The organism is Photorhabdus africana, from assembly GCF_035181445.1.
In the GTDB taxonomy this organism is placed as follows: domain Bacteria; phylum Pseudomonadota; class Gammaproteobacteria; order Enterobacterales; family Enterobacteriaceae; genus Photorhabdus; species Photorhabdus laumondii.
In genome coordinates, this window is sequence record NZ_JAXBVE010000051.1 from 1 (window position 1) to 15373 (window position 15373).

At 39.4% G+C, this 15373-nt stretch carries 14 protein-coding genes, 1 tRNA gene, 2 pseudogenes and 1 CRISPR repeat array; of the genes and pseudogenes, 8 read left to right on the forward strand and 9 right to left on the reverse strand.

The features are described 5' to 3' along the window. Positions 1 to 102 precede the first annotated feature (102 nt). Positions 103 to 552: direct repeats of the CRISPR family, unit length 28 nt; unit sequence TTTCTAAGCTGCCTGTACGGCAGTGAAC. 222 nt (positions 553 to 774) lie between these two features. After that, on the reverse strand, positions 775 to 1359 hold the full coding sequence (rimJ, locus tag SLS51_RS20025) for a ribosomal protein S5-alanine N-acetyltransferase (RefSeq protein WP_323840352.1): 585 nt from the start codon (positions 1357 to 1359) through the stop codon (positions 775 to 777). Between the two features lie 188 nt (positions 1360 to 1547). On the opposite strand from rimJ, the gene mdtH reads away from it, so the two are divergent. After that, entirely contained in the window at positions 1548 to 2753 is a 1206-nt protein-coding gene (gene mdtH / locus SLS51_RS20030; protein WP_323840353.1) for a multidrug efflux MFS transporter MdtH, read from the forward strand. Positions 2754 to 2790: 37 nt separating this feature from the next. Beyond that, positions 2791 to 3354, forward strand: coding sequence for a lipoprotein (locus SLS51_RS20035; RefSeq protein ID WP_323840354.1), 564 nt, complete (start codon positions 2791 to 2793; stop codon positions 3352 to 3354). Between the two features lie 190 nt (positions 3355 to 3544). On the opposite strand, the gene SLS51_RS20040 is transcribed toward SLS51_RS20035, so the two are convergent. Then, the gene (locus SLS51_RS20040) at positions 3545 to 4084 is read right to left on the reverse strand and encodes a TorD/DmsD family molecular chaperone (RefSeq protein ID WP_323840355.1); all 540 of its coding nucleotides are present in this window, start codon (positions 4082 to 4084) and stop codon (positions 3545 to 3547) included. A 72-nt stretch (positions 4085 to 4156) separates the two neighbouring features. Continuing rightward, on the reverse strand, positions 4157 to 5098 hold the full coding sequence (gene ghrA, locus SLS51_RS20045; protein WP_323840356.1) for a glyoxylate/hydroxypyruvate reductase GhrA: 942 nt from the start codon (positions 5096 to 5098) through the stop codon (positions 4157 to 4159). 330 nt (positions 5099 to 5428) lie between these two features. On the opposite strand from ghrA, the gene SLS51_RS20050 reads away from it, so the two are divergent. The 3 genes from SLS51_RS20050 to SLS51_RS20060 all read left to right on the forward strand — a co-directional run bounded on the left by SLS51_RS20050 (position 5429) and on the right by SLS51_RS20060 (position 6323). Continuing rightward, positions 5429 to 5518 (forward strand) — tRNA-Ser (locus SLS51_RS20050). A 224-nt stretch (positions 5519 to 5742) separates the two neighbouring features. Continuing rightward, on the forward strand, positions 5743 to 6021 hold the full coding sequence (locus tag SLS51_RS20055) for a type II toxin-antitoxin system RelE/ParE family toxin (RefSeq protein ID WP_036814248.1): 279 nt from the start codon (positions 5743 to 5745) through the stop codon (positions 6019 to 6021). Further along, positions 6021 to 6323: a HigA family addiction module antitoxin gene (locus SLS51_RS20060; RefSeq protein WP_011146340.1), complete on the forward strand. Its 303-nt coding sequence runs from the start codon at positions 6021 to 6023 to the stop codon at positions 6321 to 6323. The genes SLS51_RS20055 and SLS51_RS20060 overlap by 1 nt, the downstream gene beginning before the upstream one ends. A gap of 160 nt (positions 6324 to 6483) precedes the next feature. Here the strand turns inward: SLS51_RS20060 and SLS51_RS20065 are convergent, their stop codons facing one another. The 6 genes from SLS51_RS20065 to luxC form a co-directional block, all read right to left on the reverse strand. After that, positions 6484 to 7065, reverse strand: a complete 582-nt coding sequence (locus tag SLS51_RS20065) for an HI_1492 family protein (RefSeq protein WP_011146339.1) — start codon at positions 7063 to 7065, stop codon at positions 6484 to 6486. 168 nt (positions 7066 to 7233) lie between these two features. Beyond that, positions 7234 to 8346: a long-chain-fatty-acid--protein ligase LuxE gene (luxE, locus tag SLS51_RS20070; RefSeq protein WP_323840357.1), complete on the reverse strand. Its 1113-nt coding sequence runs from the start codon at positions 8344 to 8346 to the stop codon at positions 7234 to 7236. A gap of 61 nt (positions 8347 to 8407) precedes the next feature. Continuing rightward, positions 8408 to 9382 (reverse strand): luciferase subunit beta, encoded by a 975-nt coding sequence (gene luxB / locus SLS51_RS20075; RefSeq protein ID WP_323840358.1) that lies wholly within the window; start codon positions 9380 to 9382, stop codon positions 8408 to 8410. Between the two features lie 14 nt (positions 9383 to 9396). Then, a complete protein-coding gene (luxA, locus tag SLS51_RS20080) occupies positions 9397 to 10479 on the reverse strand; it encodes a luciferase subunit alpha (RefSeq protein WP_323840359.1) in 1083 nt (360 codons plus the stop codon). A gap of 138 nt (positions 10480 to 10617) precedes the next feature. Beyond that, positions 10618 to 11541: an acyl transferase gene (locus SLS51_RS20085; RefSeq protein WP_323840360.1), complete on the reverse strand. Its 924-nt coding sequence runs from the start codon at positions 11539 to 11541 to the stop codon at positions 10618 to 10620. A gap of 12 nt (positions 11542 to 11553) precedes the next feature. After that, positions 11554 to 12996 carry a long-chain-fatty-acyl-CoA reductase LuxC gene (gene luxC, locus SLS51_RS20090; RefSeq protein ID WP_323840361.1) on the reverse strand — a complete coding sequence of 481 codons (1443 nt, stop codon included), beginning with the start codon at positions 12994 to 12996 and terminating at the stop codon, positions 11554 to 11556. 540 nt (positions 12997 to 13536) lie between these two features. Here luxC and SLS51_RS20095 point away from each other — a divergent pair. The 3 genes and pseudogenes from SLS51_RS20095 to SLS51_RS20100 all read left to right on the forward strand — a co-directional run. Then, positions 13537 to 13764 (forward strand): annotated as a pseudogene (locus SLS51_RS20095) (helix-turn-helix domain-containing protein); the annotation flags it as partial. Next, positions 13740 to 13999 (forward strand): annotated as a pseudogene (locus SLS51_RS24740) (transposase); the annotation flags it as partial. The pseudogenes SLS51_RS20095 and SLS51_RS24740, both read left to right, overlap by 25 nt. A 746-nt stretch (positions 14000 to 14745) precedes the next feature. Further along, positions 14746 to 15351, forward strand: a complete 606-nt coding sequence (locus SLS51_RS20100) for a DUF1062 domain-containing protein (RefSeq protein ID WP_323840362.1) — start codon at positions 14746 to 14748, stop codon at positions 15349 to 15351. Positions 15352 to 15373 lie beyond the last annotated feature (22 nt).

The following is a 15373-nucleotide window of genomic DNA, read 5'->3' on the forward strand; positions in this document are numbered from 1 at the left end:
AGCCTATTTATCCCAGAATGCATTCAAAACACCGCAAAGAAAGTCGTCTAAAAACAAAACATTGGATGCGTGTTTTGAACGACTTAATTCTTAAGATCCTGTATATGAAGCTGCCTGTACGGCAGTGAACAAAGAAAATATCTATCAGTTTGCATAAATAAGTTTCTAAGCTGCCTGTACGGCAGTGAACGTGAACTTCCCTGTATGGTTGCAGCCATAACATTTCTAAGCTGCCTGTACGGCAGTGAACTTTAATTTATCCCAGGTCAGAAAAACTTCATTGGTTTCTAAGCTGCCTGTACGGCAGTGAACTGATAATCTTTGTCAGCGTCGCTTCAATTTTTTTTCTAAGCTGCCTGTACGGCAGTGAACTTAATCTGCATTTAAATTCAATGAATTTAATATTTCTAAGCTGCCTGTACGGCAGTGAACTACAGCTCGCAGAGGGTTACGGTAACGCAAATTTTCTAAGCTGCCTGTACGGCAGTGAACACTCAGGCACGGTCATAGCGTCATATTCAGACTTTCTAAGCTGCCTGTACGGCAGTGAACTGTTACATATTAACTTCAACCTACTGACAATTAAAGCATATATTGATAAAACAATGAAAAAACCCTTTTTTACAAGAGAAATAATATCCCATTAAAAATCAATAGATTAAAATCCACCCTCAAAAAAGGGTCAAAAATAAGGGGTGGAGAAGGCAGATTTTCAACGGTGATTTAATTCATCATGACTCATTTACTTTATTTGGTGACAGTACAGCGTAATAATCAACTTTTTCCACTCCATTTTTCATCTGTCAACGCGGTTAATACGTGATCCTGCCAAACTCCATTAATCATCAGGTATTTCTTAGCATAGCCTTCGCGTTCAAAACCCAATCGTTCCAACAATTTCCCACTACGATGATTATCCGGCATATAATTAGCCATAATCCGATGCATTCCCTGTTGACGTTGCATATAACGGATAGCTGGTTGTAAAGCTTCATACATCAACCCTTTTCCCTGCCACTTTTCACCAAGCGAATATCCCAAATAACAGGCATGAAAAGCCCCACGCAGAATATTACTGAAATTGGCAACACCAATAACTTCACTCTCATTTGAATCAAGCAGCAGAAAATGAAAAGCCGCACTCTGTCTTTGCATTTCTATGATTAAATTCAATCGGTTTATCCAACCGGAAGGCTGACAATGGCTTCTATCTCTGGTCGGCTCCCAAGGTTTAAGAAACTCGTGATTTTCTGCATAGTACTCAGCTAAACGATAAGCATCCCGCTCGTACACCAAACGCACCACCATTCGTTCCGTAATCAGACGAACTTTCGGTAAAGTGGAACGATAACCAAACATTATTTCTCCCTAACTATATTAATTTATCCGTTAAAAATTTAAGCTATTTATCTGTAAAAAACAGCTTCCAGTTATTACCTTAGGATAAAAAAATATTATCCATAATTCACTATCCTAATGTTCGAATTAAGTACAGAATATAAAAGAACTGTATTGTCCTCTCTTCTTAATTACTCCAATGGTGAGCAATGTCACTGGTTTCACAAGCACGTAGCCTGGGTAAGTACTTCCTGTTATTCGATAACTTGCTGGTCGTTCTGGGTTTCTTCGTCGTTTTTCCTTTAATATCAATACATTTTGTTGAGCAACTGGGTTGGGCCGCGCTGGTCGTCGGTTTTGCGCTTGGTTTACGCCAATTTGTACAACAGGGTTTAGGCATTTTCGGTGGTGCAATTGCAGACCGTTTTGGTGCAAAACCGATGATCGTCACCGGCATGCTATTACGCGCTCTTGGTTTTGCTTTCATCGCCTTAGCCACCGAACCGTGGATACTGTGGCTTGCCTGCATATTATCCGCGCTGGGGGGGACCTTATTTGATCCTCCCCGGACCGCACTGGTCATCAAACTAACCCGACCGCACGAACGTGGCCGTTTCTTCTCGCTGCTGTTGATGCAGGACAGTGCCGGTGCGGTTATCGGCGCACTGATTGGTAGCTGGCTGCTGCAATATGATTTCCAATTTGTCTGCTGGACAGGTGCCGGTGTTTTTGTTCTGGCAGCCATCTGGAATGCATTATTCCTCCCTGCCTACCGGATTTCTACTACTCGAACTCCCATCTGGGAAGGGATGGCACGCGTTATTAAAGATCGTCGCTTCTTCACCTATGTATTGACGTTAACCGGCTACTTTATGCTGTCTGTCCAGGTGATGTTAATGTTCCCGATTATCGTCAACGAAATCGCCGGCACACCCGCTGCGGTAAAATGGATGTACGCAATTGAAGCAACCCTATCGCTCACTTTACTGTATCCGATCGCCCGTTGGAGCGAAAAACGATTCCGGCTAGAACAGCGTCTAATGGCCGGGCTTTTCCTGATGAGCCTGAGTATGTTCCCAGTCGGTTTGATTGGTGAAATAAATACCTTGTTTGGCCTTATTTGCCTGTTCTATCTCGGTACCATCACCGCTGAACCTGCCCGTGAGACATTAAGTGCTTCACTAGCTGATCCGCGTGCGCGTGGGAGTTATATGGGATTCAGCCGTCTTGGTCTGGCATTGGGTGGCGCCTTGGGTTATACCGGCGGTGGTTGGTTATATGATACCGGCCATGCGCTGAATATTCCGCAATTGCCTTGGTTTCTGCTTGGGATTATTGGCTTGATAACGCTGTATGCCCTGCACCGTCAATTTAACCAACGTAAGATTGAATCTGCCATGCTGAGTGGCAATTAATGAGGTAAAATCTGCCCTCCAAAATAAAGGAGTCGATATGAGAAAATTTTTCTTGGGGGCAGTATTGCTGCTAGCGGGGTTAATCAGTGGTTGTGATCAGTTCAAAGATATCAGTATCAGCGAAGAGTTAATTAATGGTTATCTAGCAAAACACGTCCATTACCAGAAACAGATCGAATTACACGGTATTGCCAATGCGGATATTGAATTGACAGAACTATCCAGCCAAATTGGTCGAGCAGAACCAAACAAAATAGCGTTAACTGGCCGTGCAAATGTCAATGTTACATCCTTGCTTGGCCCGGCTAAAGCCGATATGAAACTCACCCTGAAAGCACAACCTGTTTTTGATCAGGAAAAAGGGGCTATTTTTCTGAAAGAGTTGGAAATCGTTGATTACCAAATCACACCAGAAAAAATGGAAAAACCGATTAACGCATTAGTTCCTTATCTGAATAAATCACTCAGCGCTTTCTTTGATACTCATCCCGTTTATGTAATAAAAGCAGATCATAGTAAAGCTGAAGCCGCCGCTAAAACATTAGCAAAAAGGTTAGAAGTGAAACCTGGCAAATTAGTTATTATGCTGACCGACAAATAATTTTCATCAAGATATATACCCTATGGATTTCAAGATGCATCGCGACGGCAAGGGAGCGAATCCCCGGGAGCATAGATAACGATGTGACCGGGGTGAGCGAGTGCAGCCAACAAAGAGGCAACTTGAAAGATGACGGATATAGCAAAAAGGCAAATAATTCGAAGTTATTTGCCTTTTTATCATTTAAACATTAAGAATCCAGTTCTTCTCTTAACGCCTGTAACGCTTCACGGGTAATCATTGCTAATGTCCGGTAGAAACTGGTTATTGCATGGGCTTCTACTTTCCCCAAAAATTGCCCACACCATGGCAGCAAATATTCATCAAACAGCACAATTTGCCCCTGAACTTCATCTTCTGCTGCCTGATCTTCCAACCATGAAGCCCCTAATAACAGAGAACCAAACTGATCGACTGGCCCATCTGACAATGGCATGCCTCGTTCAATCAAAAATTGGCGAATATCGTTTTCACTCTCCCCGGTATAGTCAGAACGGTGGTCTGGTACGCTAGCATTATCTCCATAAAACAGTGCCATATAATCAGCTTGCATTGCGGATAGATCGCAGTTTTGTTGCAAGCGATCCAACAACGCATCTTGCTCCAATGGCCATGATTGCTTCAACTTACCTTCGACAATCATCGTCAAAAGTGGTTTCAGAATCGGGTCTTGCGGTTGACGATTAAATAAAGTCCCTAAAATACGGCAGACTATTGAAAATTCATTCATCTCAGTTTCCAAATAAATAGCAATTTTGCCATTATTGTCTCCAATAGCTGCCCCTACTGTAAAGAGACGTTATTAATATCCTAGTTTTATATCCACAACGCCGGTTGATAATTCTCCTTTTTCAATTCGTCGAATATTTTCACTAATCGTATCCATAGCAATATCGGGAATAGTAATAGCTGCAATATGTGGCGTTACCGTTATACGGGGGTGAGTCCAGAATGGATGCATCTCTGGTAGTGGTTCCTCAACAAACACATCCAATGAAGCCCCGGCGATATAACTTTTATCAATCGCCACCAACAGATCATGTTCTACTAAATGGGCACCTCGTGCGATATTAATCAGATATGACTTTGGTTTTAGCTGACTAAACAGCGATAAATTCAGAATACCACGGGTTTTTGGTGTATCGGGCAGCAAATTGATAAGCACCTTGCTACCGGAGAGAAAATCGCCCAATTGCTCTTCACCGTGAAAGCTAACTACGTTATTAACCTGTTTTGGCGTGCGGCTCCAACAACGCACAATAAAGCCCCATTCAACTAACGTCTGGGCAACACTGCGCCCCAGAACACCGGCACCCAACACACCCACAACAAAATCCTTGCGATCATGAGGTTCGAGTTGTTTCCACATCCTCTGCCCTTGTTGCAGCTTATACTCATCCATGCGCCGCAAATAATGTAAAACCGTAGCTACCACATACTCCTGCATTTGCAGCCCCATACCAGCATCTTCAAGCCGCATCAACGGCACACCGGCGGGTAATATCCCTGGTTTTTGCTGTTCCTGCTTTAAAATCGCCTCGACTCCTGCTCCTAAAATAAAAATCCCTTTCAATCCAGAGCGATTTGCCAACATCTCATGGGGGGGAGCCCAAACCATTGCATAATCCGCATGCTTATTATCGCCGCGTTTCCATTGGCGGATATTGATATTGGGTAATCGTTGCTGCATACCTTGAATCCACTGAGCAGCATCAAAAAAGGGGTGGTAAAAGATAATCTCCATGACTATTTATCCTCATCATCTTACATTTTCATATAGGGTTATCTGATGATTGAGTGTAGGTTGCAAGACCCTTTGTTAATCATCATTACGAAAATTTTGAGAATGTTAAGTAGTTAACGAATTCATTTTTTTCTTATCAAAAGACTTGTACATTTTCTATTTCGGCGGCATCAGGTGGATATCAATTCACCGAATTGACTCTTATTTAGCTAACCAATCAAAAAACCAAAGAAAAATATCAGAAGAGTGTTGACGCTTGTAACGCTTTTCCCTATAGTAGCGCCCCGTTGCAGCGACGATGTTAAACAAAGTTGCTGGAATGAAAAAAATGGTGAGGTGTCCGAGAGGCTGAAGGAGCACGCCTGGAAAGTGTGTATACGTGAAAACGTATCGAGGGTTCGAATCCCTCCCTCACCGCCAAATTCGAAAGAAAGCTCAGGTTAAATACCTGGGCTTTTTTCTTGTATATACCCCTGATGCAGGGAGGGTCGAAAACCCTCGAACAGGGTTCGACCGCCAACGGCGGCCCGCAGGGTGAGCGAATCCATCCCTCCTTTTCCTCCAAACCTTAGTTCAAATGATGTTGCGTAATAGGGAACACTTTGTTATAAGATTTCTTGTAGCGCAACACGGAGCGATAAGGAATGATAAAGAGTTTCAAACATAAGGGACTGCGCCAATTTTTTGAAAAAGGTGTTTCTATTGGAATTAACCCTCAACATGCAAACAAACTCCGCCAACGACTCGCTGTTATTAACGAAGCTGAGGATATAGGGGAAATCAACCTTCCCGGATACAATCTACATCCTTTAACGGGAAACAGGCAAGGACAGTGGGCAATTACCATTTCAGGAAATTGGCGTGTGACATTCGAATTTATCGATGGTGACGCGTACATAGTTAACTACGAGGATTATCACTAATGAAAATGTTTAACCCACCTCACCCAGGCGAAATTATTGCTGACTCTTTGGAAGAACTAGGTTTAGGAATTCGTGATCTCGCGCGAGCACTAAATGTTGCTCCATCTACGGCTCAACGTTTAGTGTCGTGCAAAGCAGCAGTTACACCAGAGATGGCAATAAAACTGTCAAAAGTACTTGGTAGCTCTCCACGGCTGTGGCTAAAACTGCAAGAAACTTATAGCCTCGATAAAGCAGAAAAGACGGTTGATATTTCCAAACTGACTCCGTTATTTAAGCCTGTCCATTTATCTCACACCTAAAAGTCAATAACCTGAGCTCAGGTTACCACCTGGGCTTTTTACTTTCATAACACCAAAACGGCAATATATTTACCTCGAAAGCCTTGGACAAAAGATGTCAACTATCAAATGTTGGGACTAAACAGATATAAAAAACCACCCGAAGGTGGCTATTGCCGTTTCAAACATCTTCATCCAGTTTTTCACGATCTAATTCCAGTAATTCTTGAAATTCCTTTAATCCCCTTAATTCCTGGATTTTATTCTCTAAATCGGGGATCGTATGAACATCTGGACTCGTATAAATCAGTCGACTGGTTTCTATGCCTTCTTTGCCACACATTATATGTATATCAACTAATACCGTATTATTATCATAACCTATAGACATAGTTCCGTTGTATTTTAGCGCATTTTCAAATTCTTCTTGTGATGGATACGATGATTCATCTCCGTACTTTTTCGTTAACGATTTGCTTACTGGCTTCACAAGGCGGCCAATATTAATCTCTAATCTTTTAAATTTCCCATTTAAAAAAAATGCCATTGCTTCACGCTTTTTGTTAGCAAACGAAAAGTCAGAACATGAATAAAGTGATACTTCTTCTATTTGAGAATTTCCCTCAAATTTTTCAAAATCACATAATCTTTTCGAAAGAAACTCTTCTTCTGTCATGCCAAACTTTGCATCTTTATACCCATCAACTGCCATTGCACCAAAGCTAATCATTCCCAATGCAAGCATAACTGCTAATTTTTTCATATTATCTCCTTTTGCTTTGAGCAATATAACAATGAAAATAGTGTTAAGCCAACCCCCACAAACCTCTATCAAGTCCCCAAATGCAGATGTTTTGGCGAATGTTTTCGCTATGCTCCCGGGAATTCACTCCCTTGCCATCGCGATGCATCTTGAAATCCATAGAGTATATCAACTATTAAATGCTTGGTTTAAGCTTAAAGCACACCCTTTCTGTGCCCTCGTATTGACGCGACGTAAAATCTCAACCAGTACACCAGGATATTGACCATATTCTCTGCTCATTATCCCGACATCATCGGTAACAATAAATGCTGGATAACTCGTTGATGACGCATCCATATAACTCATCAAACCAGGCATTCCATCAGGTACAGGTTTCAACGTTTCAGGATCAAGTGCTCGCGCATATACCCACGGCGGAACACGTTTACGTTGCATTTCATCTTCAAAGAAACAAGTGTTGAGTTCAACTTGATTAAATATATCGCGGATCTGACTAATATCACTGAGATTGAACGTGTCGAATAAAAGATGATTAAAGTCGTCACGTTTCAGGGATTCTTTTTCGTGACTTTTCCAGCCTCCCCCCGTTATGATATAAAGGCTTTTATCCCCAGAAAATGAGATATTTTTATCTTTCATATAATGGCAGAGCAAATAAATAAAGTATGGCGAACCGATAAGACAAATATCTTTCCCTTGGTTTTTTATTCGTTCAAGGCTATCCAATGTCTTAACAAAATCTATTCGTTCTTCCGTTACGGTAAATGTCGTGGGATATAACAACTCCACTAAGCTCATAACATATTTAAACCAAATGTTATGAGCATTAAATCTATCTGGTCCCAAGTTGACCAACTCCATTTGATGATCAAACCAACTACCAACATATTTCATGCCATAACTCACAGAGCCTAAGAGTCTCTCAATACTTAGTCTGTCACGCGCCACTTGACTTTTTAAACCACTCGTACCGCTACTAGTAAACCAACTTTCAATCTCGTTTTCCTGAGAAGTTAATAAGCGAGTAAACTTAAAAACTGATGTTGGGAATACAGGTATGTCATCGATTTCCGTAATATTGTCATCTACTTTGTGTACCTGACAGTAGTGACGGTATTCTTGACAATGTTTATAGTGATTACGAAATGCATCAAGAACAAATTTGTTTCTGATTTTTTCCTGTTCATCGTAAGACCAAGCTAATGGATCGCTCGAAAAAATCAAATCATCAATTTCTGAGCTTGCTGTAATTTCTTGTTTATCAATATATGAAGTCATACCTGTTTTACCCCTCTAGATAATTTAGAGAGTATGGCAGCAGCGCTGCCATACTCTTTTACTACATGTGGTACTTTTGAATATTATCATTAACAATATTGATTACGTTTTTTTGCTGCATCAGGTCATTCATTGGTTCAAAGGATAGCAATACACCTTTTGCATCACACTTTTCAATTGCCAGCTTAGCCGCAGCTATACATTCCGTATAATCTCCGATAGCGTTTTCTGTGATTATCTCTTCAAGTTTATTTTCGAGATTCTCATTAGGATGCATTTCAAGAACATAATCACGGATAAATGCACGCGTCTCTTGTTTAGCTTTGTTACTATCTTCGTTATAGTTAACCAATACCATTAACTGATGATCTATCACTGATAAGTCAATGCCATATTTATCAGCAACGGCTTTATACCTTTCAGCATATTCATATCTAACATCATTGGCGTCATCCCACTTAAAGATGAGAGGAATGCCTTTTTTAGCAGCCCACTCAACAATATGATGACTGGTTGCTGTGACATATCTCCGAGGCCCGCCTTGGGTATAAGCATGAGGGTTTACAGATATTTTAGGGAAACTATAAAAATCATTATCGGGATTACAATAGCCTGTTGTTAAAGCATCGTTAATGATTTCATAACACTCTTCAAATAGTTGCTGTTGATATTCAACAGGGCGATTAAAAAGACGCATTTCATCTTTTTTTTCACAATCACTAAACCCTAAAACAAATCTCCCTTCGCTTAATTGATCTAGTAAGCAAGCCTCCTCCGCTATTCGGACAGGATGATGAGTTGTAATGATGTGATTCAATGATCCAATTTTAATTTTTTCTGTTAAACCGAGCAAAAAACCAGAAACAGTCAGAGGAGCACCGACAACACCATTACCTGAAAAATGATTTTCATATACCAAAATCTGTTCAAAATTCAACTTATCAACATACTCTGTTATTTCCTGCATGCGAACTATACTTTGTTCTTGAACAGTTGTTGAATTGATGAAGTTAAGGAAGAACAATCCAAATTTCATTTCTTTTTCCTTAGCTAATATAATAGCGAACGTTGTTTTTCTTTAAGAAACGGCATGACATCAGACTGAAAGAGCTTCATGGAGGCAATAATTTCGTCTACTGTTCCATTAGCTTCAAACCCACAACAGATATTTGATATTCCTGTGGCATCGATGTCTTTTTGAATTATGTCAATACATTCCCGCGGGGTTCCCACGGGATTGATTTCGTAACTGTAATCAATGCGGCGATTAGTATTTTTATGTCCTTTTAATACAAAGTCACGCCACTGCCCTTTATTGAAATCATAACCTCTTGTTTTATCTGAATCATCAAAAATGGTCGTGGCATTCACATAAGAGTCATACCAATACCCTAGAAAATTCCGACAAATCTCTTTCGCTTTATTTGAGTCATGATCTACAGATGTTATATATGATAAGCAATGGTCGATATTATGAATATCGTGCCCATATTCTTGAGCCACCTCGTTATAGAGCTCAAGTTGTGCTTTCTTTTCGTTAGTATTTATAATCCAACTTAATATCATCGGTAAACCAAATTGAGCGGCCCATTCAGTTGTCGAGGCTGATTCAGCAACCACATAAACAGGGGCTCCACCTTGACTATATGCTGTCGGGTTTACTTTTACCTTATGGAACTTGATATGTTCATTATCAGCTTCCATATATCCCTCTGTCATGCCATTTTTTATCAACCCGTACCAGCACTCCGTTAAAGCGCGACTGTTATTCATATCTGTGCCAAATACGCGAAAGTCTTTATTGTAAAGCCCCCGACAAATACCAAACCGAAATCGTCCTTTTGACATTTGATCCAATAAATTCACATCTTCAAGTTGGCGCACTGGATGAGCGGTGGGAAGAACAATAGCCGCAGTCCCTACATTCAATTTTTTGGTTGCACCCAGTAAATATGCAGCAGCGACATAAGGGTTACCAAGCAAACCAAACTCCGTGAAATGATGCTCCAGTAACCATACAGTATCAAAACCACACTCCTCAGAAACACGACCTAATTTAACCAAACGTTTCATTACTTCTATTTGAGTAAATTGGGGGGGTTGGTATGTAAGTAAAAAGTTTCCAAATTTCATAGTGAGTCCTTATATTTCTATTTAAGTGATAGAATTAACTATACCCGTTATCTTTCAAGTTGCTTCTTTGTTGGCTGCACTCCCTTGCCGCCGCGATCCATCTTGAAATCCATAGGGTAATATCTATCCCAATAGGTTTTAAGACAGCGAAATCGCTTGATTTTCAATCTCAATTTTCATTCGACGTTCATTGACTGTCGCAATAGTTAGATGTTCGAATGATGGTTCAATAATATCAACATCAATATCCAGACGATCATTATCCATCGCGATAGCAGCCTTCGTAACCGATTGATAAAAATTGCGCAGGACCACTAAGTTTTCACCCAAGTCATGCGAACTTCCTAGCAAAGAATATATCTTGCATCGATTACTACGAATATTTGATAACAATGTGATAACTTCATCTTGCTTTACCCAATTGTCGTTATTTGCAGTAAAAGCAATAAACGGTATATCAAGATACATCATGCTATTGATTGTAGAAGTTAAATCTTCCCAGCCAAAATCAAAGCAATCTCTCGCAAAAACTTCAGCACCCAATTTATGGCCTTCAAAATCCAAATTATTCGGCAGTTCATCAAGGGGTAAACTGAGATAATCAAATCCTAACGCTCTTTCAAGCGTATATCTTAAGTTAACAACACCAACCGCGGTGATTAAAAACGAAACATTAATTTCAGATAGACTTGCATAAACTATCCGTGCAGATAAACTTGAAGCCAAAATACCACGGTTATTTATTTTTCGTATATTTAACCAATCAATCACTGCTAATAGGCTCTGTTTTCCTATAGACATTGTAAATTCATCAATTGTCCCTGAACTCAAGCCAACGTGGTGAAGTGAATCATAGCGAATCACATGAAACCCATTCTGCGATAAATATTCCGCCAGTCCAGCAAAATGATCCATCCTTCGGGCAAAGCCCGACGCAATAATAATGGTATTCTTTCTCTTTGGGCTATTTTCTTCTGGCAACGTTTCCCAAACATGAATTTTTTTATTTCCTTCAACACAAAGAACATGGTCGATGGTTTTATATTTGGATTTATTTTCCATACTTTTTACCTATTACGGAACAAATACAAGGAACTTATCTTCTTCCAGGAATCGAGTCTGTTCTATTTCAACCGCAACATCCTTAGCAGTATAATTAGATGGCCTCTCATGAGAAATATATGTCACTAATCGCTGTAACGGCCTCATTCCGTCATGAGATCCACCCACTCGAAATATGTTATTCATTCCTGCTTCTACAATCCTTTCGGCACCTCTTAATGCCAACGCATCTCGATACTTAAATGCTGACTCCCAAGGAAAAATAGATATGGTTTGCGTCTTATTTTTTTGAACATAAGGCAATATTTGCTCAATATTATCGACGTGATGAAGATACACACATCTGCCAAGTGGTTGATTAAATTCCACACCCGCATTTGACTCAATAATCATCCAACGTTGATGAACATCCACCTCTACTTTTAATCCAGCAAATAAGCTCTCTTTTTGGACTAAAGAATAGGCCGCCTTTTCATCAAAATCTTTTTTGGCGTTTGGTAATATGTGCGCATATAAATTAAGTTTTTCTATCAACGCTAGCTTAAATTCTTCATAATGACTTCCCATGTAGTATATGTTTTGGGTGGAAAAACAAGCTCGCTGATCGTAAAAACAAATATCATGAGCTGCACCGGTAGCTGCTGACGTCAAGTCAACTGGATTATCAATAATGCAAAAACTCTTCTTAGAACCAAATTTAATCACGTCAACATAAGGTGGCGTATGTTCTACAGCCCAATTAATCGCATCTTCCCCTCCCCAAGCAACAATGACATCCGCATGTTGCATAATTTCTTTTGCGAGTGATGTATCCCCTTGATGTTGCCAATATACAACAGACAAAGAGCGCGTTATCGGATGATTAGGGTCTACATCGATAAAGCTTAACGCTAATGCATGAGCTGTAAAAGGATCGGCTGATGATGTTTTTATAATACACTGATTCTTGGTTAAAATTGCTCGTAATATAGACATGATCCCAGATAATGGAACATTACCTGCCAACAGATGTACAGATTTACCTTTCGGAAAAGCCTTAATATAACTTTCATCCTGAGGTAGCCATTCATCCATGATATGACGAGAACCAAGTTCATTATTTACAACATCATAAAGGCCACCTTTAGAACACAAAGTCATAGATATCCAGTTGGCCTCTAACTTGGCCATTTCTTCTGAATATCCCATATATTTTTTTAAATCACGAATGTATGTTCTGCGTCTTGAATATTCTTCATTTTTCCATCTTTGCCCTACCGTATAGAGAAAATTGATAATGTTATGCAACCGTAATTTATTATTTTCATTATAATCAATAATGTTTTTCACATGAGAATCATTCAATATTGGCAGGTAAACACTATTATCACCAAAATTAATGGATTGCACTAAATCATCACTTTCGGGAAAGATTTCAACCTGCCCGTTAATAATGATTGAAATTTTTTTAGTCATATTTATCATCCATTTAATAGGGTAATTTCAACTTAAGTTGTTGTTTAATCATCTTGCAAACTCGTTGTACCAATATTTGCTTTTTGTATTTTTATGTTATAACGATGAAAATAAAAAGAATATCCAGCAAATAAGATTTTTATTATAAAAATCTTAACCTATAAGTTTCGTTAGAAATAATAACGCCCTGAATTTTACACTCAAAGCTATTAATGTAACTGTGCGCTCATAAATATAGTTCCTGTTCCATTTGTAATGCTTGTAAAATAGCAAAGGAAAATTTTTATATCAACAAAATTTATCAATAAAAAGTTTAAATTAAAGAAATCAAGATCTTCTTTATATACGAAATATTCATGAAATTTATTAAACTGATTATTCATTCAATAAATCCTTATAATAACTTTTCAAAATAGTAGTTCATTTGGAGGGAGCTTAGTCCAATTTTTGCGGCCTGAACAATTGCAAAATAATCTCAACCTACTAAATGGACTAAGTTATCCCGGTCATAGCCCCATACTCCGCAATGAACGACGCCAGATGAAAAAAATTATCCAGAACACCCAAGATAAAGATTATGAGCGCAGGATCAGGGCCATGTTGATGTTACATTGTGGCAAATCTGTCTCGCCGGTTGTCAGAGCCCTTTGTGCCAACCGCTCTTCCATTAATCGCTGGATAAATAAGTTTATTTTATATGCTCTGGAAGGCTTGAAAAACCTGCCTGTGGGCAGACCCGTTGTCATAAAAGCCAGTTGGTCAGTGATTGGTTGGCTCGTTATCCTAAATTTAACCTCTGTTTTTACCTGTTTATTCACCCTAATTGAATAAAATTGAACGCCTGTGGCAATCACTGCGTGAAACAGTGACACGAAATCATTGCTGTCAGTATATACCCGTCGTCTTTCAAGTTGCTTCTTTGTTGGCTGCACTCTCTCACCCCGGTCACATCGTTCTCTATGCTCCCGGGGATTCGCTCCCTTGCCGTCGCGATCCATCTTGAAATCCATTGGGTATATGTGGCAGTTGCTCAAAAAAATGAAAATATTTTTTAATTCATTTTCCTATAGGAATAACAGAGAATAATAAAATAGGATGTATCATAATTATAAAAATTTATTTAGAGGGTGCAACATTAATCTTTTAATTTCTAGTTTTTTGGGTTTCATTCTTTTTCCCTTTCATGATATTTTTTATGAAAAAAAATAGCGGAACGTATTAATTGAAATAATTAATGATATTAAACAGCTCGACAAAATAGTCTCCCCATTTGAGGAAATACAATCTGGTTTGAACGATTTAAGCAATCATTAAATCAACACATAACACTAGCCGGATCGAATTATGTCTATACCCGTCATCTTTCAAGTTGCCTCTTTGTTGGCTGCACTCACTCACCCCGGTCACATAGTTCTCTATGCTCCCAGGGATTCGCTCCTTTGCCGTCGCGATGCAGCTTGAAATCAATGGGGTATATGATATCCCCAAATGAACAGCGCCTGATGCAAAAACAGTCCAGAAAAGACACTGCTTGCAGGCTTATAGCAATTCAAGTCAACGTCTTCTGTTATCTGAATGCTGTGTACTGTAACGAGATCTGCAAAACATAAACATCAATATCACCTAAGCAACGAATTGATAAAGGGTTTCAAGATCTGATGTTATAGAATATCATCAAAATCAGATCTTAAATTGACCAATTTAGCCGTAACTAGTAACTAACTTAACCAATTTAAACGTGGATCTATCATGACAAATAGAAATGTTCTCTGGTTAGTAAGGCCCGTAGGTTATCAGGCCATTTTGAAACGTTGCCCGGGCTGTGAAGTAAAAAAGGCGTTTTATCCAGCCGGCACTTTTAGGGTTAATGCGCAGAAAAAAGTCTTAGATGTGTGGAGTATCTATAAATGTGAGAAATGTGATTACACCTGGAATATTGATATTTTTTCCAGGATTCATGTCAACAAATTGGAAAGCAATTTGTATGAACGGTTTTTGCATAATGATCAAGATGAAATACGACGGTATGCATTTGATTACCGCGTATTGGCAAAAAATAGAGCTGAACTCAGCGCTGCTCCTGATTTTATCATCGAAGGTAAAAAGCTTCAGGACATCGCTCAAATTCCAGCGGCAGAGATCACAATACAGCTTGAATATCCCATTCCTATCAGGTTGATCTCAATCTTGACCAAAAAGCTCGCATTGTCACGTAGTCGAGTGGAGAAGCTCGTTGGGCAAGGCACTATTCAGGGGGTAACGGAAACGGAATTAAACAAAAAGTTGAAACGTGATATCACTCTTAGCGTTAACGTTAACGATTTATTGCAAGAATATGATAGTTATTGCGTTTAAATGACACCAGATTTCCTGGAGA

Excerpts from the sequence above, each read along its gene's own strand:
- rimJ (WP_323840352.1), bottom strand. The coding sequence starts at position 1,359 with ATGTTTGGTTATCGTTCCACTTTACCGAAAGTTCGTCTGATTACGGAA.
- mdtH (WP_323840353.1), top strand. The coding sequence starts at position 1,548 with ATGTCACTGGTTTCACAAGCACGTAGCCTGGGTAAGTACTTCCTGTTA.
- SLS51_RS20035 (WP_323840354.1), top strand. The coding sequence starts at position 2,791 with ATGAGAAAATTTTTCTTGGGGGCAGTATTGCTGCTAGCGGGGTTAATC.
- SLS51_RS20040 (WP_323840355.1), bottom strand. The coding sequence starts at position 4,084 with ATGAATGAATTTTCAATAGTCTGCCGTATTTTAGGGACTTTATTTAAT.
- ghrA (WP_323840356.1), bottom strand. The coding sequence starts at position 5,098 with ATGGAGATTATCTTTTACCACCCCTTTTTTGATGCTGCTCAGTGGATT.
- SLS51_RS20055 (WP_036814248.1), top strand. The coding sequence starts at position 5,743 with ATGATAAAGAGTTTCAAACATAAGGGACTGCGCCAATTTTTTGAAAAA.
- SLS51_RS20060 (WP_011146340.1), top strand. The coding sequence starts at position 6,021 with ATGAAAATGTTTAACCCACCTCACCCAGGCGAAATTATTGCTGACTCT.
- SLS51_RS20065 (WP_011146339.1), bottom strand. The coding sequence starts at position 7,065 with ATGAAAAAATTAGCAGTTATGCTTGCATTGGGAATGATTAGCTTTGGT.
- luxE (WP_323840357.1), bottom strand. The coding sequence starts at position 8,346 with ATGACTTCATATATTGATAAACAAGAAATTACAGCAAGCTCAGAAATT.
- luxB (WP_323840358.1), bottom strand. The coding sequence starts at position 9,382 with ATGAAATTTGGATTGTTCTTCCTTAACTTCATCAATTCAACAACTGTT.
- luxA (WP_323840359.1), bottom strand. The coding sequence starts at position 10,479 with ATGAAATTTGGAAACTTTTTACTTACATACCAACCCCCCCAATTTACT.
- SLS51_RS20085 (WP_323840360.1), bottom strand. The coding sequence starts at position 11,541 with ATGGAAAATAAATCCAAATATAAAACCATCGACCATGTTCTTTGTGTT.
- luxC (WP_323840361.1), bottom strand. The coding sequence starts at position 12,996 with ATGACTAAAAAAATTTCAATCATTATTAACGGGCAGGTTGAAATCTTT.
- SLS51_RS20100 (WP_323840362.1), top strand. The coding sequence starts at position 14,746 with ATGACAAATAGAAATGTTCTCTGGTTAGTAAGGCCCGTAGGTTATCAG.